This window comes from Algoriphagus kandeliae (genome assembly GCF_004571135.1).
Lineage (GTDB): Bacteria > Bacteroidota > Bacteroidia > Cytophagales > Cyclobacteriaceae > Algoriphagus > Algoriphagus kandeliae.
Map to the genome: position 1 here is coordinate 493,158 of NZ_SPSB01000003.1, position 20,945 is coordinate 514,102.

Annotated in this window: 18 protein-coding genes; 6 read left to right on the top strand and 12 right to left on the bottom strand. The window is 32.2% G+C overall.

Going from position 1 to position 20,945, the window contains the following annotated elements:
- Positions 1-55 precede the first annotated feature (55 nt).
- From E4S40_RS10730 to E4S40_RS10745, 3 genes are all read right to left on the bottom strand, one after another.
- On the bottom strand, positions 56-1,174 hold the full coding sequence (locus tag E4S40_RS10730) for a hypothetical protein (RefSeq protein WP_161971798.1): 1,119 nt from the start codon (positions 1,172-1,174) through the stop codon (positions 56-58).
- Positions 1,175-1,325: 151 nt separating this feature from the next.
- Positions 1,326-2,201, bottom strand: a complete 876-nt coding sequence (locus tag E4S40_RS10735) for a helix-turn-helix domain-containing protein (RefSeq protein WP_135073868.1) — start codon at positions 2,199-2,201, stop codon at positions 1,326-1,328.
- A gap of 718 nt (positions 2,202-2,919) precedes the next feature.
- Complete coding sequence (locus E4S40_RS10745; protein WP_135073872.1) at positions 2,920-3,537, bottom strand: recombinase family protein; 618 nt, start codon at positions 3,535-3,537, stop codon at positions 2,920-2,922.
- Positions 3,538-3,901: 364 nt separating this feature from the next.
- Between E4S40_RS10745 and E4S40_RS10750 the strand changes: the two genes are divergently transcribed.
- Positions 3,902-4,144 carry a hypothetical protein gene (locus E4S40_RS10750; RefSeq protein WP_135073874.1) on the top strand — a complete coding sequence of 81 codons (243 nt, stop codon included), beginning with the start codon at positions 3,902-3,904 and terminating at the stop codon, positions 4,142-4,144.
- Positions 4,145-4,431: 287 nt separating this feature from the next.
- Positions 4,432-5,070: a hypothetical protein gene (locus tag E4S40_RS10755; protein ID WP_135073876.1), complete on the top strand. Its 639-nt coding sequence runs from the start codon at positions 4,432-4,434 to the stop codon at positions 5,068-5,070.
- Positions 5,071-5,129: 59 nt separating this feature from the next.
- Here E4S40_RS10755 and E4S40_RS10760 read toward each other — a convergent pair whose 3' ends face one another.
- The gene (locus tag E4S40_RS10760) at positions 5,130-6,857 is read right to left on the bottom strand and encodes an AlbA family DNA-binding domain-containing protein (RefSeq protein WP_135073878.1); all 1,728 of its coding nucleotides are present in this window, start codon (positions 6,855-6,857) and stop codon (positions 5,130-5,132) included.
- A 428-nt stretch (positions 6,858-7,285) separates the two neighbouring features.
- Between E4S40_RS10760 and E4S40_RS10765 the strand changes: the two genes are divergently transcribed.
- The 4 genes from E4S40_RS10765 to E4S40_RS10780 are packed head-to-tail and all read left to right on the top strand — an operon-like array spanning position 7,286 to position 12,950.
- A complete protein-coding gene (locus E4S40_RS10765) occupies positions 7,286-8,419 on the top strand; it encodes a cysteine desulfurase family protein (RefSeq protein ID WP_237563175.1) in 1,134 nt (377 codons plus the stop codon).
- A gap of 18 nt (positions 8,420-8,437) precedes the next feature.
- Positions 8,438-10,087: a DEAD/DEAH box helicase gene (locus E4S40_RS10770; protein WP_135073880.1), complete on the top strand. Its 1,650-nt coding sequence runs from the start codon at positions 8,438-8,440 to the stop codon at positions 10,085-10,087.
- Between the two features lie 3 nt (positions 10,088-10,090).
- Positions 10,091-12,013: an ATP-binding protein gene (locus E4S40_RS10775; protein ID WP_135073882.1), complete on the top strand. Its 1,923-nt coding sequence runs from the start codon at positions 10,091-10,093 to the stop codon at positions 12,011-12,013.
- Positions 11,991-12,950, top strand: coding sequence for a phospholipase D-like domain-containing protein (locus tag E4S40_RS10780; RefSeq protein WP_135073885.1), 960 nt, complete (start codon positions 11,991-11,993; stop codon positions 12,948-12,950). Before E4S40_RS10775 ends, E4S40_RS10780 begins: the two co-directional genes overlap by 23 nt.
- Here E4S40_RS10780 and E4S40_RS10785 read toward each other — a convergent pair.
- The 8 genes from E4S40_RS10785 to E4S40_RS10820 form a co-directional block, all read right to left on the bottom strand.
- Positions 12,943-14,046, bottom strand: coding sequence for a phosphoadenosine phosphosulfate reductase family protein (locus E4S40_RS10785; RefSeq protein ID WP_135073887.1), 1,104 nt, complete (start codon positions 14,044-14,046; stop codon positions 12,943-12,945). The genes E4S40_RS10780 and E4S40_RS10785 overlap by 8 nt on opposite strands.
- Positions 14,043-17,246 (bottom strand): hypothetical protein, encoded by a 3,204-nt coding sequence (locus E4S40_RS10790; RefSeq protein ID WP_237563176.1) that lies wholly within the window; start codon positions 17,244-17,246, stop codon positions 14,043-14,045. Before E4S40_RS10790 ends, E4S40_RS10785 begins: the two co-directional genes overlap by 4 nt.
- Positions 17,239-18,114: a DUF4007 family protein gene (locus tag E4S40_RS10795; protein WP_135073890.1), complete on the bottom strand. Its 876-nt coding sequence runs from the start codon at positions 18,112-18,114 to the stop codon at positions 17,239-17,241. The genes E4S40_RS10790 and E4S40_RS10795 overlap by 8 nt, the downstream gene beginning before the upstream one ends.
- 332 nt (positions 18,115-18,446) lie before the next feature.
- Entirely contained in the window at positions 18,447-18,635 is a 189-nt protein-coding gene (locus E4S40_RS10800) for a hypothetical protein (RefSeq protein WP_135073892.1), read from the bottom strand.
- A 128-nt stretch (positions 18,636-18,763) separates the two neighbouring features.
- Positions 18,764-19,240 carry a hypothetical protein gene (locus tag E4S40_RS10805; RefSeq protein WP_135073894.1) on the bottom strand — a complete coding sequence of 159 codons (477 nt, stop codon included), beginning with the start codon at positions 19,238-19,240 and terminating at the stop codon, positions 18,764-18,766.
- A gap of 37 nt (positions 19,241-19,277) precedes the next feature.
- Complete coding sequence (locus tag E4S40_RS10810) at positions 19,278-19,721, bottom strand: hypothetical protein (RefSeq protein WP_135073896.1); 444 nt, start codon at positions 19,719-19,721, stop codon at positions 19,278-19,280.
- A gap of 85 nt (positions 19,722-19,806) precedes the next feature.
- Positions 19,807-20,289, bottom strand: coding sequence for a hypothetical protein (locus E4S40_RS10815; protein ID WP_237563177.1), 483 nt, complete (start codon positions 20,287-20,289; stop codon positions 19,807-19,809).
- A gap of 348 nt (positions 20,290-20,637) precedes the next feature.
- On the bottom strand, positions 20,638-20,862 hold the full coding sequence (locus E4S40_RS10820) for a hypothetical protein (RefSeq protein WP_135073897.1): 225 nt from the start codon (positions 20,860-20,862) through the stop codon (positions 20,638-20,640).
- Positions 20,863-20,945 lie beyond the last annotated feature (83 nt).

Below are 20,945 nucleotides of genomic sequence, written 5' to 3' on the forward strand. Positions count from 1 at the left end.
TCAACTAACTCCTTAGAGTAGCGTCAGAAAAAATCGAAACTAGCGTCATTTTTTTTTAAAAGTTATGGGGGATTTGAATTAAGTCTTCTGGAATTCCTATTTGATTGTAGAATTGAGGCATATTGTTCACCTTTTTTCTCCAACTTTTTATTTGGTAAAATTCCGTTTTTGCCTCGCCCAATTTCGATTTTAACTCTTTAGAAATGTTGTATCTATGATTTTTTAGTGCTTCTGTATTAAGGTATCCTATCGTCTTTTCACCCCTTTCATCAAATCCTAGTAATTTGTATAAAGGACCATTTTCACCTCCTCTTTTGATCTTGGAATAAATTCTCACTAGATCATCCTTATAATTCCTTAGATATTGATTTTGAATTGGCACTCCAGGTTTTTTTAGAAAGAATAGGTATAGTGCTTTAGGTAAATCCTGCAATTGGATTTCTCTATCTTCAATAAAAATTTTTCCTTTTTCGCTGACAACTACAGGGGAAAATTCTTCAATTGCCACACTGTCACCAAAATTATCAAGCTTGGTTCTTACAGATTCAATAGTGTCTTTTATCTGCCGTAAAACGTTGGGATCAATTTTATTAGAGTAAGCTATATTTAGACAATCATTACAAATATGAGCCATCCTTAATTTGAATTCAATCTGAGGCGGATAGGAACAAAAATCATTTAAACAACCTTTTGGCGATAAATGAATGAATTGAGAGGCATTTTTTATGGTTGTTCCACTAAGTAATTGAAATAGATTTTCTACGACCTGATGGCTTAATATGAAAGGCCATTTACTTTTTGGAAAAAAATCTAGTTCCTTATCCCTTACTATTATGACATTATCGTCAAAGTAGCTAAACCAAGTTTTAAATTCTTCAATCGGCGCACCAAGCTTTTTCTTGGTGAATATCACCAAGATATCTTCTTGGGGAATATCCTCCTTGAACTTTAGAAGTTGACCAAACTTAATTGCAGCACCAAAATCAAATTCATCTTGAGTATCAAAATCCTTTACTTCAGGAAATATGGTTTTATATCTAGAAAGATCCGAAACTCCCAAATTTTGATATTCCATTGGACCACCAATCTTTGAAAGGAACTTTTGGATATCAATAAGTAATTTCGGTTCAACTTCTGTTACTCCAGTCAAGAAAACTTTCATCTTTTTCTTCAAAAACTAGAAGAAAATTTCCTTTTAGGCAACTGTCATTTTTTTTAAAATTTCCCGTTCTAATAATTTATTTCTCCAACAAATAATTCGCCTTGCCCTAGTATACTGGAACTAGCATCTAGCAAATATCTCCTGCGGATTGGTTGAGAGGAATTTATTTTTTATCCAGTCCCAAAGCTTTTCGTGCCTGTATGTAGTGCCTCATTGGAGTGACTATTTCCGCATACACTTCTGGAGCAAGTTTTTCCTTGAGTAGAAAATATTTCTTTTCGCTGGCATAATGGAAGATATCACTTCCTAATCTGGTTGAGCTAGCTAAATAATCTTTTGACATTTCAAATTGAAGTTTAGCAGCTTGATACTGGGTCATCATTCCAGACTGGCTTATACCAGGGTATTTTTTTAATTCAGTTGAAGTATCATTTCTATTTTTAAATTCCAGATTGGCAATTTGTTCAACTTCGTTGAATTCCTTTCGGCTTTCATTTGAATGTTCTAGATCTTGGAAATCAAATACATCTTCAACTATAGAATCATTTTCCCCAGCATTGTTATTATCCTGTTTTAATATCTCTGAATTTATAGTTGTATTTATTGGCTTCTCTGGGGAAGTAGGGTCTAGTTCATTTGGAAGTACTTCCCTAGTCGAAAAGGAAATACCCTCTAGTTCATTTGGAACATGGGTCTGTTTCCTCAAAGAAGTACTCTTATGTAATACCTGATTAGTTTCAGTTTTTACTTTTTTAGGGTTCTCAACCTTAGTAATGAATCTCCCAACACAGGATTTTTTTTCATAAACATCTTTGGTATTGATATAGCCTTTCTCCTTTATCTTCTTGATTCTTTTAGAAGCAGCACCCTTCGTAATCCCCAATAGTTGTCCGAAGTGATCATTTGAAGCAAAACATCCATCTTGAAGTTCTGTCAAAGAGTAAATTTCTGAGAGTAAAATTTTCTCAGTACTGTTTAAATTTTTGTCTTCCAATATCTCAATTGGAATCCAAAGTCCTTTTTTGTTAGATTTTTTCATTTTAATAAAATCGATCTTAAGATCTCTATTGGTGAGCTAGATTCTCAAGAATTCCATGTATTTGTTTCTTTAGTTATTTAATAAGTTCGATCACACCAACGAATCGAACTATAAAAAATATATCCAAAAACGAGGAAAAGGAGAAGGGTGGTGTGCTAAGGAATTGCTATGTTTTTATTCAAATCTTTAATATTTAAAAAAGGTCTCACTTTTTCATTAAAACCCTTTTTTGTCGTAGAGTATCTCTAGTGATGGACTTGTGATTCAAATAAATCACACCTTTAAAAGTACTTCTACCGCTATTAAAAACTGGGAATTCTGATTTAATGAAAGCAAAATTTTGTCGTAAGAACTTGTGGTGGGAATTGACCTTTCAGCGAATCAAATCCAACTTTTCGAAAAAAAACGAAAACTAGAAAGAAATCTTGCGCAATGAAACAGCGCAAAATCAATCCTAATTTAATCTGCCAAAAATGGTGAAAACCCAAAAATCAATTCCTATGCGTCGGATCATTCTCAATATGATCAATCCATATGAGGTTCCTCAAGTACATAAGCATTTCTTCTTTTGATCTGAATACAATATCTGGCGGCACCAAATCATGTGGATCATTGAATTTATATCGAATAATAATCTCATGAAATTCTTTTGGCATTGTTTGTTTCATCTCTTCAAGCATATCTGAAAAATGTAATACAAAATCAATTCCTGTAAGACTCATATTTGAATTAAATTATGTTTTGAGCCAATTTTTTTAACCTTCAATACTGTACTCGTAGAAGTATTCAAAAAACTTGAAATTTCCCTTATTGAACGACCGCGATTTAATAGTTTAATTATTTTTTGTGTATTCTCTTTTTCAAGAAACTTCTTTTCAGATTCATTAGTCCCAATTGGACGACCTAATTTACCTCCTCGTTGGACAAATATCATCCGTCCTGTGGTTGTTCTTTCCTTTATATTTTCTAATTCTAATGCGTAAAGTCCAGCTAAAGTTGCTGTTAAAATCCCCCAAACGGGATTTTTCTTCCCTAATGGTCTAGATTCAATTCCTAAATTTCTGACGATAACATTAATATTATTTTTGTCGAGCCATTCTAATGAAGAAATGGTGTCACCCAAAGATCTTCCAATTCTTGACAACTCCTCCAAAACAACAGTAGTCACCTTACCATTCTCTACAAGTTCAATCAATTTTCGAGCTTCTGGCCTATCTCTAAATTTAACAGTACCACTGACCCTATCAAATAAAATAAGGTCATAGCTATCTGTATCAGCCTCAAAACGGTTTCCACTCTGTTGGATTGTCGAAACCCTATTGTATTTTACCTTCATAGATGTATTGATTTAAATGTGGGAATAAAATTACAGCGAAAACCTAACTATGCCGCTTAATTGAAAGGCTAATACACTGATTTACAGCATCTATTTAATTCAAGATTAAAATCGATGCATTATTAATTGCAGCGCTTTATAAAGCACGCCGGACTAACGTCATTTATTGAATTTAATCTGCCATAAATACGGTCGGATAAGACTAGGGTTGAAATTGAAGGATTAAGGTATGGCAGATTAAATTATAATTTCTGCCGCGCATGGGGCCCATCAGGGAGGGCATCCCTTCTTGCCTTCGTATCCCTCCTCCCCCTTTGGCATATTTGTTAAGTAAAACTGGTCCTCGGTATTCTCAAAAAAATTTTTGCCAGTAATTCCCAATACACCAGAGATGTTGGAAAAAGTGAAAAAAAATTTCTGGCCAAATTTTCAGAAAATCGAATATGACATATTTATAGGTATGAAGAAGATTGTAATAACAGAATCTCAAGAGAGAAAACTTGAAAGAAGAAATATGAATGATGAAGTCCTAAATAAAACTGCATCATCAAATCCAAATAAATTCAACCTATTTGAAATAAGAAAAAATGAGCAAAATGGTATTTGAATTAATATATCCTAATGAGCTCAAATCCTTAATTCCCAAAAAAAACACCCAATACGTTTTAAGCGATGATTTTCTAATTCCAATTCAGAATGTTACTCAAAATGAAAAAAGAATTGTAGAGAAATATATGGCAATATTAGGAGTCAACCAATCTGAGACAGATAAAATAATTTTATCAATTAATCCGATGGAATTATATAATTTAATTGTATGCATTCAACGGGAAAAATAGAATTTAAAAAGAATTTTATCAGAATCGAATAACCTTAAATTCGGTAAAAACTCAAATGAAAGTCTACGCTGAATTCCACAAAGAGGGATATAATCAATATCGAAGGATCACCTTATTGCAATTCGGAGAAAGTTGGGATTTACTAGGTTCAGCTGTATTAAAAAACCCTGGTAGTGCCCAACCTATGGATAAAGTATCTATTGAAGATCTTAAGCTGATTAATTCTTTTTTGCCTACTTCTCAAGTGAATCCAGAAAACTGGTATAGGTTCAGAGCTGATTCAACTATGGGGTTTTTAGAAAAGATCTTCAATGGTTATTATTTGGGAAAGGAAAAAAATCTTGATGGAGTTATCCAGCTTTTCAATTTAACTTATCTAAAGGAACCTAACCTTGACCTTGCTCATGAGAAGGCAAATGAAAGTAAGTCTCATTTACTTTTTCCAAATGTTAATGAATTGATCATGTCGTTCAAGAAAAAACCTGTATATCTTGGTTGGTTTGATACATGGAAAAAAATAAATGGAGCTGAACCAATCGCTAAAGGAATTTTTGATGCTCTGAAAAATAGAAGTGGGAATTATTTAAATGCGGATTTCAAGGAAAATAGATTTTATCATCCGATGTACATTAATATGCATTTCAAAAACCCTCAAATCATTTCAATTCTTCGAGAATTTCAAAAATTACTTTAAAGTCCCATTATTAATTGTTTGATTTTTGATTGTAGAATTGATGGATTGAAAATTCCATTTCATTTTTCTTTTTCGAGTATTTGATCCAATACTCGAAAAACTTTATCCAAAGTTTTATCTTTCCTTCTATATCCTAAATAGCCGGAAGTTTGATGATCCTTTAGGACTAATGCAGAAACTAAATGAAAGTAATGGATTGGTAAGGGGCTAATTGAAACAATTGATGCATCAAACTTTGGATTAATCAATACGTTCCCCGCTAAATTCAAAGTACCATGGACGGAGATAGCACTTACATTATGAATTTTAACCCAATCAATATCATTTGAATCCTTACTCTTAAAAACCAAAAGATCTTTTTTATCAACACAGAATATATTTAAAATTTCTGAATCAGTATTCCAACCATTACTGTATCTGTGCCCTTTTTTCCTTAGTTTTCTTCCGCTTTTTCCTTTTGGTTTTATTTGATCATAGGGTACAACAACATTTACGCAACCATTCCTATAGGCCATTATTAATCGTTCATTTTTTAGCGAAAACGGAATTGAAACTTCAAATACTTTTGTTTCATCTTCAACTTGTTTTGTATCAAAAGACCAATCTCCATTTTCATAAAATGTCATCCAATACCATAATTTTTCTCCTTCAGGCTTATAATTTATAGGCGGAAGCACAGGGTTCGTTTCAGGCAACGATACAATTTCAACCTCCTCAACTTCCTCCATATTTTCAGGCCTTGAGCCAGTAAGAGCACCTCCTTCTTTAACAATTCGTTTTCTATATCGCTCTTCTACAAACCATGCAATTTCATCTCCTTTAAGTAATTGTGTCATATTGCCTGCTCTTTGATAAAGCTTGGAGTGATTTAAAAAAATCGGTTTTAGAACTTCATTAATTTTAATTTTACAATAGGTTACCCCCTCATGAATAGGAAAAGAAATTTGGATATTAGCATTCGCTGCATTTCCTAATTGATTTTTTACAGTCGTTCTGATTTTGTTTTCATATCCATCAATATTGGTTTGATATGAAAAAGTATCAATTTTCGAACTATTTAGATATTTAAAATCTTGATCAATGCCTACCACCATTCCAGAGTCGTTAACTCCAATCAATAATTCTCCTCCATCCTTATTCATAAAACCTGCAATAGTTTTACAAATGATTACCATTTGGCGGTCAACATCTGGTTCAATTGAACCTGCAGGAAAAATAATTGTACTTTTGAATTCCATAGATTCCCCCTCAGAACCAATTGCTAACCCCTCATTAATTTCTTCATTTATTGAATGGCTCTTTGTAAGGGTAGACTGAATTGGAGCTAATTTTAAAAATGCATTATTCCCTTCTTTTTCTTCTATCCCCTGAAAAATAAGAGAAAAAATGTCCGCTACTTCCCTTTCAGGCTCTCCTTGTCTTGGGTAATATCGATGAGAAAGACCAAAAGGATCATGTAATTCATAGTATTCGGATGAGGATTTTACATCCTTTCTTTTTGCAACTATCTTAAATGGATACTCAGTTCCTTCCTCCGTATAATTATGAGCTAAAACTTCTTTTCGGACCTGTGAAAGTAAAGGTAGCCCCTCCTGATTAACTCTAACAACATAGCAATTAAGAACTTTTGGTAAGTTGTAAGGCTCCCATTCTAATTGAAAATCAAAAGGTATTACTCTGAAAGTATCCTTATATCCATCTGACAGATAAATAAATTTACGCTCATTTACCTCACGAATTTCAATTACATCAAAAGGATAAACTTGGCCTTTAACGTATTTTCGCATTTTAATTTCTAGGAGTTTAACGAAACATCGAAATTCTCTCAATTGAGAAAACTGATCAAATCAAAAGGAAAAATTAATCAAGATTTTTCCCATTCAACACTAAAAATATAAACTTTAAGATTAGTAATTACACAAGTTCAAAGAATTCCAAAAATCTTTTCTAAACATGATTTGCCATTTCATGTCAAATTTTAAAATGGTATAATTTTTAGTTGAAGAAAATAATTTCAATTGCTATATTTCAAAATCTTAAATAATTGAATTGGTTCTCAGCTTCATGCCGAAACCACTTTTTTTCACCAAAAGCAATTGTTTCAAGTGTAATACAACAACTTGCTTTTTATCAAGACATTACGTTTGAAATTTCTTTTCATAAGTAGAAAATTTTAAGAATTATTGGCAGAAATACCTTTTAAAGGAAAAATAAATTGGAAGAAAGGATAATTTATTTCGACTATAACTCTACAACTCCAATAGACCCAAGAGTTTTGGAGAAGATGATGCCATATCTAACAAATCAATTTGCGAACGCATCATCTGCACATCATTTTGGTATTTCGACAAAAAAAGCCGTCGAGGACTCTAGAAAACAAGTTGCAGAATTAATAGGAGCAACATCAAACGAGATTGTTTTTACAAGTGGAGCCACCGAAGCAATCAATATCGCTATAAAAGGAATAGCTCAGATTTATTCTAGTAAAGGTAATCACATAGTAACAGTATCAACAGAACATAAGGCTGTATTAGATACATGTAAATACTTAGAAACTATTGGATACGAAGTAACATACTTGCCTGTAAAAAGCGATGGTCTATTAGACCTAGATTTAGTCAGAAATTCAATTAGGACGGATACAATTCTTGTATCCGTAATGCATGTAAATAATGAAACTGGAGTGATTCAGCCAATTAAACAGATCTCAGATTTAGCACATGAGAAAGGTGCAATATTCATGAGTGACTGTACACAATCTGTAGGGAAAATACCAGTTAATGTAGTTGAATTAGGCATTGATATTTTGTCTTTATCAGCACATAAAATTTATGGGCCAAAAGGAATTGGAGCTCTTTATCTAAAAAAAGGAATCAAAAAAATTCCGAGCCAAATCCATGGAGGAGGACATGAACAAGGCTTAAGAAGTGGGACGCTAAATGTGCCTGGTATTGTTGGGTTAGGGAAAGCTTGTGAAATTGCAAAAGAAGAAATGATCCAAAATGAAAAAAAAATTAAGGAATTAAGAGACTCCTTAGAAAAAAAACTATTAACAATTAAGGGAAGTAAGGTGAATGGGAGTTTAGATTCTAGGGTTTTCAATGTGACTAACATACTCTTCCCGAATCTCAATGCCAATATCCTTATTGAAAAGCTTAAAAATATCGCAATTTCAAATGGTTCTGCTTGTTCTTCTGCAATTTATTCTCCCTCTCATGTTTTAACTTCAATGGGACTCAGAGAAGATGAGGCATATTCATCAATTAGATTTTCACTCGGAAAACTAAACACAATTGATGATATAAATGATCTATGTAAATTTCTAAACAAAGAATTAAAAAAACTATAATCTTAACATACATTTAAATTGGAAGAAAAATTAATAAAAATACTTTCTAGAATAGATCTCCCTACATTACATCGAATTGCTGGAATAGTAATACTAAATGCAATTAAATCTGAAAACAAAGGTGAAGATGAAAGAGAATTATCAAAAATTCTGATATTAAAATATGGTAAACAAATTTTTAATGAGAAAATTATTCGTGAAGCAATTATAAACTCATTAACAAATGACGAAATAAGATTATTAGGAAGCAAATGTAAACTTAAAAACAAACATAAAAGCATCTACTCTAATACAATTGACTTTTTCACGAGAGGATATAATATAGAAAAAAGTAAAATTTTTATTGATTTCTTGGAATTAAATGAAAAGTATTATTTAAGTGAAATTATTGACATTAGAAAAGAAAAGGAAGTAATAAATGCTAAATACGGAGAAGAAATTAAAATATTATCGTATTTGCATCCTTATCAAAAACGAGTTAAAGATGAAATAATGTATCGTCTTTACCAAAAAAATGAAAAATCATTCTTTGTTCAAATGCCGACTGGAGCAGGAAAAACATTAACTGCTCTAGAATGTGTTGTCGATATATTCAGAAGACCTAACCCACTAACGGAATTTAAAATTCCTGGAAAAAATAAATATATTGTTTGGTTAGTCGACACAAACGAATTAGCTGAACAGGCATTCCAATCATTTTATAAGTTATGGAAACTTCGGGGAGACAGGATTATAAATTCATTTCGGTTATTTAAGGAGTTTAACCCAAATTTTACTATAGAAAACGGCGGAATTGTTTTTGCAGGATTCGATAAATTTTATTCAATCCTTAGTGATTCAAATAGCGAACATTTTAATTCTATTATTCATTTAATAAGGAATTCGGAATTATTGATTATAGATGAAGCTCATCATTCATTAGCAGAAACATATTACACTTGTATTAATTCTTTTAAACATACCCCTTATATTAAAATTCTAGGATTATCTGCAACCCCAGGATCTAATGACAAAGAAACTACCTTAAAGTTGGTTGAACTTTACTCGAATGATAAAATTTCAATTCGAGATGAAAATTGGAATCCAATAAACAACACTATTAAATATCTCCAAGAAGAAGGTTATTTAGCAAAGCTTTCAACAAAAATTCTAGAAACAGGAGTAAATACAAATGAATCAAATGAAAACAGGGTGTTAATTGAACTTGCTTCAAATAGCGAGAGAAATGAAAAAATTATAGAACAAATTAAATTAGCAAACGACCAAAAAGAGTCGACATTAGTATTTGCTTGTTCCCTAGATCATGTATACGCCCTGCTTATTTTATGCAGAGCTAAAGGAATTCATGCAAACTATATTACCGGATCAGTTGACCAATCTGAAAGATTGCAAATAATTGAATCATTCAAAAATAGAGAATATTTCATATTAATAAATTTAGAAATTTTATCCACAGGAATTGACTTACCTAATGTAAATAAAATAATTATTACCCGCCCAATAAGTTCTCCAAACCTATTAAGCCAAATTCTTGGAAGAGCCCTAAGGGGAGAGAAAAATGGAGGTAATAAAGAAAACACAATAATAAACATTAAAGACAATCTTCTAAACTATCCAAGTGCATCTTATTTATATGAATATTTTGAAGGTGCTTGGGAAAAAATATAAAAAATGGGAACACAAATAATTACAGCAAACTTTATTGAGCGAATGCGCTCCTCTGACTACCAAAATACTAGTTATGCTTTTGCGGAATTAATTGACAATTCTTTTGATGCAGGGGCTAAAAAGGTTGAAATAATTAGTATTGAAAAAAGAGATAAACATGGAAAAAGATTTATTGATGAAATCCTGTTCTGTGATGATGGTTTTGGTATGGAGGATGATATTTTAAATAACTGCCTAACTTTTGCGTATGGAACTAATAACAATTTGGTTCATACAATCAAAAATAAAAAAATTGGAAAGTTCGGAATGGGATTGCCAAACTCTTCTATAAGTCAATGTCGCTTAATTACTGTATACTCCAAAACTGAAAATTCAAAATGGAGAAAAAAAGTGATGGATATTGATAAATTATTAAGAGAAAACTCGACAGAATTACCAACTTTTGAAGAAACAGATTTACCCGATTATTTTGAAGAAATTAATGCAGTTTTAAACAAAAAAAGTGGAACTATTATATCATGGAAAGAGTGCGACAGACTAGATAGACAATTTTCAAGCACTCTTTACAGAAGAAGTGAAGGAATTTTAGGAAGGCTATTTCGATATTATTTAGCTAATGGAAGAAAAATTAATCTTCGGACTTTTCAATTCAGTAATGAAGAAAACTCATATTTAAGTGAACCAAACATAGAGGTAGCTATAAATGACCCATTATTTTTAACTCCAAATTCATACATATCAAAAATTCTATGGCAGGAGTCAAAAAGAGATTTCAGTATTAGTGATGAAAATAATGATCCAGCTACTTATTATAAAAAATTTATTATTGGGTTAAATGAAAATGAAAGTATTCCAACAAATGAAAAATTGGAAGACCATTCCTATAAAATACCTTTTGAATGGAGGGGAAAGGAATATGAATTTCGAATAAAGACAAGCTATGCTAAAATTGATATCCAAAAGCCTGGTATTAGAGAAGGGGGTACCACAAAGATTGGAAGAATATATGGTGAAAAACAAAAAATCGGCAACATCTATTTTACTAGGCATCAAAGAGAAATTTCATGTGGTCACTATGGCTTTTACAATTTAACAGCTGAAAATCAAAGATGGTGGAGTATTGAAATAGATTTCGATGCTGATGCTGATGACCTTTTGGGTGTGAGTAACACAAAACAAGGAATAAAATTCACAAAAACCGTGGATGAGGATCCGTCCGTCCAATTTGATAAGCATACAGCAAGCCTTCAACAGGCAAGAGAACATCTTTGGTTTCTTCTCTCAAAAAAAATAATTAATGCTGTAAGAGCCGTCCAAAAAAAATTATCTAATCAGGCTCGAGAATTTGATAACAGAATAATTCAACAAACTGATAAGCCATCTATTCCAACAGGTACAGACACAACTACAAAGGCATTCAAAAAAACTGATAGAGAGAGAAAAGGACAATTTGATGACGAACAAAAAGCTGATTTAAAGGAAGTTTTGCTAAAGAAATATCCTGATTTACAAGAGTCAGAAATAGATTTAGCTATAGATAAATTTGACAAATCCCTTGTAAGAGGGTGTGTAATTTATTGTCCGATTGAAGGAAATCAACAATTATGGACATATTCTGATATTAGAGGCTTCCTAGTTATTTCAATAAATACCGAACATGAGTTTTATAAGAATATCATAGCTTTATTTAGAGAAACTAGATTTGAACCAGCTCTTACCGCTATAGAGTTATTTATTTCAAGCCTTGCTTGGGAACAAAAAGAACATTTTGATATAGACGAAAACAAAAAGAGAAATCTTGATAATTTTAGAACATATGTTGGGATCCATTTATCAAATTATTTACAGGAAAACAATATTAAGATAAATAAAGAAATCATTAATGAATTTGAAATTTCTTTAAATGAAGAAAATGAAGATCTATAAAAATGGTTTAGACTTAAGTAAAAAAATTATAGAATTCTTAAATAGATCACAAAGGATTTACATCTTTTCTCCTTACATAAGGATAGAGGCATTAGTTGAATTAATTAAAGAAAAAAATAATGTTAATGCTGTTTTTGTAAGATGGGAACCTAATGACTTAATTAGAGGGTCATCTGATTTGGAAATTTATCCATTTTTAAAAGAAAAGGGTATTTCCCTTTTTAGGAATCGAAGACTTCACCTAAAAGCCTATATTGATGAATACAAAAGATGTTTTTTAACAACTGCAAATATTTCTTCTAGGGCATTAAATATTCCACACCATGATCTTTACAATTATGAAATTGGAACCATTGTGGAAAACCTGAACATTGAGGATCGTTTATATTTCTCCTTAATTGAAAATGAAAGCACTTTAATTACAGATAATATCTACAACCAGATAAAAGAACAACTATCAGAAAAAAAAGATGAGGAATTCTCAAATGAATTTGATTTCGATTTAACATTTGAAAATTCAGATAAAGATTTTTTAATCTCTTCACTTCCAATGTCCTTCAGCGTAGACAAACTTTATTCCATATATCATGAAAAAAAATATGATAATGAGGAAGAATTGAATTGTGCATTACACGATATAGCCCTCTATAAAATACCATTAGGATTGACTTACGATAATTTTAGAAATCTCCTATCTCATTCTTTTTTTAATCACCCGTTTATCAACGGTTTTTTAGAAAACCTTGGAAGAAATAGAGAGATTTATTTTGGAGCTGCAAAAGAGTGGATTCATTATAATTGTGCTGATGTACCAACCCCTAGAAGATGGGAAATTACTGAAAATATTCAAATCCTATATCGTTGGATTGTAGAACTTGGTAATGGTAAGTATGAGGTCGATAGACCTAATTATTCCGAAAGGTTAAAGATCAAATAAAACAACTAGCACATCCCTCTCCTTCTGCATCGTCTAAAATATCAATCAGATATGGTGATTTCTTGTTTTTAGCTATTCTCTCTCTTCGCTTTAGATATTCTTCCTTGATTTGTTTTATCCGCTCAGGCCGAATTAAATCTTGTAAAGTTTCGCCTTGCATCCAAGTATACCCATCTTTCTCATATTCCATCGCTTTTTCAAATCGCTCAGGATGTTGTTCATATAACCAAACCCACTCAATTTTCTGTTGGAAGAAACAGAAAAAACACCCTGATCTACTTCTCGCATAGGTTCCCTTCTTTTCATTTATAGAAAACTCTTTCTCTTTGTAATAAGCGGGAACACCTACCCCACTCTCCTCCAAAAGTTTGAAAATATCATCTCGTATTAAGATATCATCATTATCGACTAGTGGAAAATCTTTCTCTTTTGAAAGAGGATAAGATGTTTCTTTTAAAAAGGAGAAAACCAAAGCATTAAAAGTCTTCACATCTGTATCTAATAATAGATTCAATTTTTGTTGTTGAGTGAAAGCTAAAGAAATCTCCTGTCCCAATAAATCAATGAATCTACCATCAGGTTCAATTTCGGTCTTCTCTATGAATTCTAAGACATTTTCAATATTAGAATTCGCCAAAAACTTCCTAATAACATCCTCACTCCAAATATTTTTTCTAAATGGGAAAATACTTTGGATGTTTGATTTCTTTGAAATATATCCTTCTCGCTCTTCATCCCCTCTGATCCCAACATATGAAATCACTGGATCATCCCCAACAAATTTTTCAAATGGATCTAATTTTAATTTTTTTGTACACCACCTAGCATTTGATGAGGGTAAAAACCCTCCATACATTTTTAAAAAATGATCAAAGGGATCCTCGTTGCTTCCTTCCGCTCCTTGAAGCTTAATTATTTCTTTTCCAAGGTAATTTTCAAGATTTCTAATTAATTCATAGGTTTCATCCAATTCCTTACCTGTATCACAGGTATAATATTCGATATCCAAATGAGGATATTTCTCCTTCATATAGATCGCTAGTGCCGCGCTATCTTTTCCACCTGAAATCCCCAAAAGATGTCTAACCTTACTCATGAATTCATTAGTTTGTTTAAAAGCTTTGCTAAAGCATAAATATCTGTCCTCTTATCTCCCGAAAGTGACTTCTCTAAATTTGATAGAATGTCACCAGCATCTTCAATCTTGCTCTTAGGTAATCTAATTAGATTTTTACTTTTTTGATTCCCAAAAGATGACATTTCTATTTCAATTGCCTCCTCTTTTTGAAAATCAAATCCAGATGAAGCAATTCGGTTTAGACTATCAAGTTCTAAAATTACCTCTTTGAATTTTTTAAAAAGCTTTACTTCCTCTACATCATTGATACTTTCCAAAGGAGTCCCAATAAGTGCTTGGGAAATTGAACTTAACCACAAATTTCGCTCCTCTAGTGGAGAATCAATCCTCATTAAAAAAGTCTTTTGATGAGGTAGGCAGAGATGCCTATTTATTTTTTTATAACGTTTCTCCAAAAGAGATTTGTAAACCTCAAAATCAACCTTCTCTCCAATTATCTCATCTTGAATAAACCCTTCAAGCCTTTCAAAAAGCCCATCGAGGCTTTTTCTTATTTCCCGAATTGCATCTTGAAGTTTTTGAATATATGAGTTAAAGTCATCTTGTGACCCTTGAATATTTGAAATTGAAAATCCCAATGCAGTAGGAAAATCCTCAAAAAATGTTTTCTCAGGTTCTTTCGAGTTAGCAATTGCTGATCTTATGGCTAATGCAGATTTACTTAATCTTAGGGTCTCTTTTGCATAAGGTTTTAGATCTCTATAAAATACTAGGAAAGGCCTAATAGTTTCTATAAAGGTTTCATTTGAAGGGGCCTTAGTAGTAGCTTGATTTAGGAAAACTCTATAATTATTGAATAAATCCATTTTAACCCCTTCAAGATCAAATGCTTTAATTTGATATTTTCTTGGGTACTTAATTACAAGCTCTAAAATATCTTCAGTGATATAAGGAATGTAGCCAGACTCTCCAAAAAGTGCAAATTCATCTCTTTTAAGAAACAAAAAAGAACCTAGCCAAAAATCGATAAGACCCTGCTTCAATTTATAAGGCCTTTTTGAAAGAATATCCACAAATTCGGATAAGGGCAACTTATTCTTCTTTGAAGAATTCAAGAACTCGACGGATGTTTCCCATAAATAGGCAAAACTCGAATCCCTTAACCTCTGGGCCCTATCTTCCAAATTCTCCGTATAAGGCTCTAATCCATTTTCTTTAAGTAGAGTAAGATAAATTGTTTTCTCTGGGGGAAACCTGTCCTTATCAAATCCAAGGTCTGGAAACTCCCAATTGTTAACCAAGGATTTAAGATAATTCCTTTTTGCGGTATGAATTGTAGGTGATATTTTATGTCGATTTACAAGTTCATTCTTAAACCGTGGTGTCTTGAAATATATTTCAATGCAAATTGTAGAAAGAAGTTTGTTGAAATCTCTTTTATTCAATACTTCATAAATCCTTCCCTTGAAAATCCAGGAGACCTGTTTACTATCATTGTATAAATTATTAACCACGTAATGATTTAGCAGTCTTTTTTGATGGTCTAAAATGTTATTTAATTCCTTGACAGCAACTTTGTCGCTTAAGTTTTCTTCAATAACTTTTCTGGTTTTTTCTATTTCAAAAAGTTGAGTTTTTATTGAATCATAATTCTTAAAAAACCCAAATAAAATTGCCTCTTCACAATTTCGCGAAATTTGGATTACATCATTTTCCGAAAAGGAATTGTTAAAAATCAAATTAACAAATCCATCTGTATCATCTTCTGGGATTTTCTCAACTGGGTTTTCAGAAATAATGAATTCAAATATTCTGGGAGTACCATTCCTATAGGAGTATGATTTTGCTAGAAGGGGCTCAAATTCATACTCTTTTTTAAGAAGGCCTACAACATCAATAACTTCATTAACCTTGTCTTCTGCTAACGTTAATGCCTCTGTAATGTCTAAATCAGTTCCTTCGAAAAGAGAATACCTAGAATTATATCCTCTATAAATAATGATTTTTGAATTCTCGAGTTTTCCAATTATTTCTTCGGGGGCTTCAATTCCCATAAATGAACTAGCATAGTTAGATAAGAATGCAAAGTCCATTTTGGAACCATAATTCGCAGTAAGATTCAAAAGTCCAATTGCTTTTACAATAGCTTTTCCTTCTTCGATATTTTCAAGCCACTGTAATTCAATCGCTTCTAGGGCATTTTTTATAGAAACCCAAATGGCAAAATCAGGATTATACCTTGAATTTAAAAAGGAATAAAAATTAGATATTAGATAATCATACACTTCTCCCAAGTGGAAAAATTGGTTTTCACTTAGTGTATGAAGTTTCGATTCAGTTTCTAAAAATGTAAAAAGAGATCGCTCATTTTGCCCATATTTTTGCAAAGAAAGGGTGAGAACATTTGCTGAAATAATATCTAATGGATCTAATTTCCTGGAGATCTCTTTTGCATAGTCTGGATTTATATTGAATACTTTGGAGGATTGTAAAAGATTTAATCCTAAATCAACAAGTGATTCATGATATCCATCCCCTTTAACCCTAGAATCTAATGTTTCTGCTGCTAAATAAAGCAATTGCTCCACAGGCTCATTAAAGGTAATTTCTCTAAACCTCCCCTTGACTTTTGTCCATTCTTGCCTTTGGGCGGAATTTAGTTCATAAGAATAGGCATCGAAATTTTGATGGACTGCTGTGATTAGTATTGCATCTACATGAGGGTCATTGATGAATTCAGCAATTTCTTGAATAAAATAAAGCTCTCTCTCTGGATTGTTCTTGGATGCAAACTCAAGGAATTTCCCAAACTCATCAACAATGAAAACAAGACCTTTCCCAGATTCTTTTAATTTATAGAATCTGGAAAAAAGTTCTGAAAGAACATCTTCCGTTCTCTCGGAATCTAAGTCTAAAAAATCTGATATAACATTAATAAATGAACCATACTTTCCTACAAACTTCCATACCTCAACATCTTTATTCCTTAGAAAATTTGAATTGAAAAAATCCTTCTCCCCTTTTATGCTTTTTTCAAGCGCCCAAAGAAACGAAGACTTCCCAGTCCCATAAGACCCTATCAAATTAAAAGAATGTATTCCACGGGAATAGTCAACTTCAATTTGATTAATTACCCGTAAAGAGTTAGGCGTAGCGATATAATTAATCCCTCGCTCAGAATCTCTAATGATATTTGTAGAAGTTGAGAACTTATTCATTTCCATAATAATTTTTTAAAACTTCGAATGGATTATTTGGCTTCCATTTAAACTGTAATTCTTTGATTCCTGCCTGATCGTTAAAAACCAAATAATCATTTTTCTCAACTAGATTTTGGATCTTCATGAAAAGACCATGACGACTAATTGCGAAAATATTCCCAACACTATTGAAATCAGATTCAATAGATTTAAAGTTAACTGACATATCAAACCCTCCCTTATCTAAAATAGCGTATAAGATTAATTCGTCAGGTATTTCTCCTCTCTCTTGATTTTCAATTATGTAATACTCTAGTTTTTCAGATCTGTAGGAATCAACAAGGTTAAGTTCATTTAGTAACTCTGAAAGGTTATCCTCCCTATCTTTTGATCGAGCTGTATTCCTTACATACATCCTAGAAAAAACATTGAAATCAGAATTTAAAGTGTTTTCGTTCTGACCACCTATTTCTCTTTGAATAAATTGAATAAAATTCTGCTTTGTGAATTCAATTCGTTCTTTTCTCAAATAATTGAAAATCAAGGAATAGGTAGAAGCATGACCTGTTTTAACCAAATGATAATGCAAAAGCCAAAGAGTAGCATCGTCTTCCAAATAAGGATCAACCCCATCAGTGTTACTGAAGATAAAGTATCCCAAATTTGTAATTCTTTGATCCTCATCAATAATTCCGAAAGCTTTCATCCAATATCTAATTGCTCCAACCATATTTTTCCCTACACCTAATTGGACTACAGCGTCATCATCAGAAAATGATTTGCCAGATAAGACAAAATCAAATCCTTTCTTCAACCAGAAATTCCTACATGGAAATGAATCGTGACCAGAAAATGTTGGTTTAATTTTTTCTCCTTCTAAATTCATTTTTCCTCTTTAAATCAAACTCATCGTATCCTATTCAATTAAGAACAAAACCTCCTATACAAGATAAATATTTGAATCTACTTAAAATCAGCCTATTGCTTTAACAATTAATTCTTAACAGGTAAAACCTCATTTCTTAATCTACCCCCACAACAACTGAAAACAATTTTCCTGAAAAAGTGGGCTTATAAGGTGTCGTCAAAGCCAAACTTAAGCCATAAATAATGGATATCTAAAAATACAACTCAAAAAATTAAAAGCCCTCTTTAAAACTAGTTCCCCGACATTTTGTGTCCATAGTTTTCCTGTTTTTTAATCTAATGTTAGTCGTTTTAAAAATGGCCTTTGATTATCCAAAATTGATCTTTTGGCAAACTTAAATTTGTCTCCCTAATTTCAACTTCAAAATCCACTATTGAAAAAAGCGCTGGATTATTTTTTTTCCAAGATTTCGCAATTTGGAGAGCCGTATTTTCTAGATCTTTTTTCCATCTAAAATCAATCTCAACAAAAATTTTCATTTGATATTCAGTGAAATCTACCAACTTCGAGGATAGGCCTGCATACTTTCGATAGTATTTATCCACCGTAGTCAAATGAAATTCATTGATAGCAATGAGGTCTTGTGCTTTCATAATTAGGTATTCTTTTACTTTTTTCGATGAATAATAAATCCTTTTTCTTTTCTCTCTGAAGGATGAGTAAATGGTAATCTTCTAAGTCCTTCTACAAATATTTCACCACTGCTTTTCTCGCTTTGATCGATCTCAAATGAAGTGACGGCTTCAATCTTGAAATCCCTATCAAATGGTAAAATCAATACATGACGTGCTTGAACCTGAATTCCAAAAGAACCTTCGGATTTCCCCAAACTTAGGCTTGCTCCTTCAAATTCCATTTTGCCATCAAACTGTAATACAATATGGGATGACACTCCATTAAGATCTAATTGTACATTCAATCGACTATGGATGAAAGAAAAGAGTATTATTTGGTCTTGTTCGTTGAGAAAATCAGCTACTCTTACAATTGAGTCAAGGGTTATATATTCCTGAACTTGGACTTTTCTGATTTCTCCATTACGGAAATACAAATTCAGTTTTTGAGGATATTGGACAGTTTTCATAATTATCTTTTTTAATATTTAAGGATTAGGAGAGAGTTTATTCAGTTGAATCTTTATAATGAGCAGCATTCATTGCAATAACTTTTTTTAAATGGGTTACCAAGCTTCCTCCCCAGGGAATTACTCTAAAGAATTCAATCTTTTCACCCTCGAAATAATGAGCCATATCTTTTCCTTCGACTAAGCACAAAAGAAGTGGCCGTTGGTATTCCTCTTCCAAAGTCTCTTTGATCACCCTAGTTCTACTGATCAAAATGCTATGAAGCTTGGAATATTTATCGAATCTATATTCTTCCACCAAACTATCAGCTATGCCATTTATTTGTGATCCTGGGAATAAATCAGGATCATATCCTGTATTAATTTGGAGTGGTATCTGCATGTATACTGCGCTGAATAATCGCACGATGATATATGGAAATTCACCATAACCTTCTGGAAAGGCCTTTACAGTAGTGAGTTTATCATTTGAGTAATTCATTGTTTTTCTTGTTTAAGGATGAATAGTTTTAAAAAAGGAGATAGGAGGCTTGGGATTTAGCCAAGTCTATCAAAAAGACAATGCTTTAAACCCTGATGTGGTAAACATCGGAGTGGTTTCGTTTTATGTCCCGGACACAAAATCCTCCTGGTTCTGGGATTTCTTCGATCAAATCAAAGACTAAACAATCCTTGGGTAAACCTTCAAAAATCAGGGTAAAGTCATGAGGATTATGAGGGTGAATTTCCTTCCAGTCAGGATAGAAACTGATATTAAACGCCTGTAGCAACTTAGATGGTTTTGAAGACCCTTTGGGTCTCAGGAAGGTGCTAGGCCAAATACGGAGTCTTGGGGAATAGAAAATACTGGGATAAAAGCGACAATGTACTATGACCTGTTGCTCTTGGATAGCATATTCCTCGGCCATTTGCTTAAACTCTGAGTCCAGTTCGATTTTAGGACGAAGGATTACCTCTTTTTCGGGTTTAGGACCGAAGGGTGAGTCAGTAATGTGTCCATTAAAGACGTTTTCCCTTATTGTAGGTGGGGTTGTTTTGAAAGTACACATGATAACATGAGTTTAGGTTAGACATGTTATCATCAAGAAAGAAAAGGGGGTTGCAGGTAAACATTTTTGGTCTGCAGGGACCCTCATCGATTGACCACCGTGGTGTTTGACTCGGTTGGTATCAGCTGTGCTGATTCTTGATGATTTTGTAAAATTAAAAACTTAACTCATTCCCATCAAATTTTTTTGAAGTCACTATGACAACAAATGTCGTTTATTGAAATAAAGGTGTCAAAAAATAGATGTCAAGGAATCTCCGTAGACTAATTGGTACTTAAAAAAATGAACTCATTTCAAGATTTGTATAGGGGTCACGAAATATAGAATTTATAAAAATACTAAATTCGACTACATGGGCATGTTCTCATTGTCAAATGGATCCATCGTTGTCTCATGTCTTCGAGCTTCATCGAAATCATCTTCATTATCTTCGTAGAAATATTCCTCAATTTCAGAAAGCAAAAGATTCAATTTTTCTTTTAATACTTCAATTTGCCTATTTGAAACATTACCTCCGTCTTCAATTGATTCAAGATATCCTCTTAACCAATCGGCTTTCCTTCTTATGGACATATCACCTTAATTTATTAATCAAAATTTAGTGAAATAAACCCTTCACTATTTTAAAATTAAAAAAAATCATTTTTCTAATTAAG

Excerpts from the sequence above, each read along its gene's own strand:
- E4S40_RS10800 (WP_135073892.1), bottom strand. The coding sequence starts at position 18,635 with ATGAAAATTTTTGTTGAGATTGATTTTAGATGGAAAAAAGATCTAGAA.
- E4S40_RS10745 (WP_135073872.1), bottom strand. The coding sequence starts at position 3,537 with ATGAAGGTAAAATACAATAGGGTTTCGACAATCCAACAGAGTGGAAAC.
- E4S40_RS10795 (WP_135073890.1), bottom strand. The coding sequence starts at position 18,114 with ATGAATTTAGAAGGAGAAAAAATTAAACCAACATTTTCTGGTCACGAT.
- E4S40_RS10785 (WP_135073887.1), bottom strand. The coding sequence starts at position 14,046 with ATGAGTAAGGTTAGACATCTTTTGGGGATTTCAGGTGGAAAAGATAGC.
- E4S40_RS10810 (WP_135073896.1), bottom strand. The coding sequence starts at position 19,721 with ATGAATTACTCAAATGATAAACTCACTACTGTAAAGGCCTTTCCAGAA.
- E4S40_RS10775 (WP_135073882.1), top strand. The coding sequence starts at position 10,091 with ATGGGAACACAAATAATTACAGCAAACTTTATTGAGCGAATGCGCTCC.
- E4S40_RS10755 (WP_135073876.1), top strand. The coding sequence starts at position 4,432 with ATGAAAGTCTACGCTGAATTCCACAAAGAGGGATATAATCAATATCGA.
- E4S40_RS10820 (WP_135073897.1), bottom strand. The coding sequence starts at position 20,862 with ATGTCCATAAGAAGGAAAGCCGATTGGTTAAGAGGATATCTTGAATCA.
- E4S40_RS10760 (WP_135073878.1), bottom strand. The coding sequence starts at position 6,857 with ATGCGAAAATACGTTAAAGGCCAAGTTTATCCTTTTGATGTAATTGAA.
- E4S40_RS10805 (WP_135073894.1), bottom strand. The coding sequence starts at position 19,240 with ATGAAAACTGTCCAATATCCTCAAAAACTGAATTTGTATTTCCGTAAT.
- E4S40_RS10735 (WP_135073868.1), bottom strand. The coding sequence starts at position 2,201 with ATGAAAAAATCTAACAAAAAAGGACTTTGGATTCCAATTGAGATATTG.
- E4S40_RS10790 (WP_237563176.1), bottom strand. The coding sequence starts at position 17,246 with ATGAATAAGTTCTCAACTTCTACAAATATCATTAGAGATTCTGAGCGA.
- E4S40_RS10815 (WP_237563177.1), bottom strand. The coding sequence starts at position 20,289 with ATGTGTACTTTCAAAACAACCCCACCTACAATAAGGGAAAACGTCTTT.
- E4S40_RS10780 (WP_135073885.1), top strand. The coding sequence starts at position 11,991 with ATGAAGAAAATGAAGATCTATAAAAATGGTTTAGACTTAAGTAAAAAA.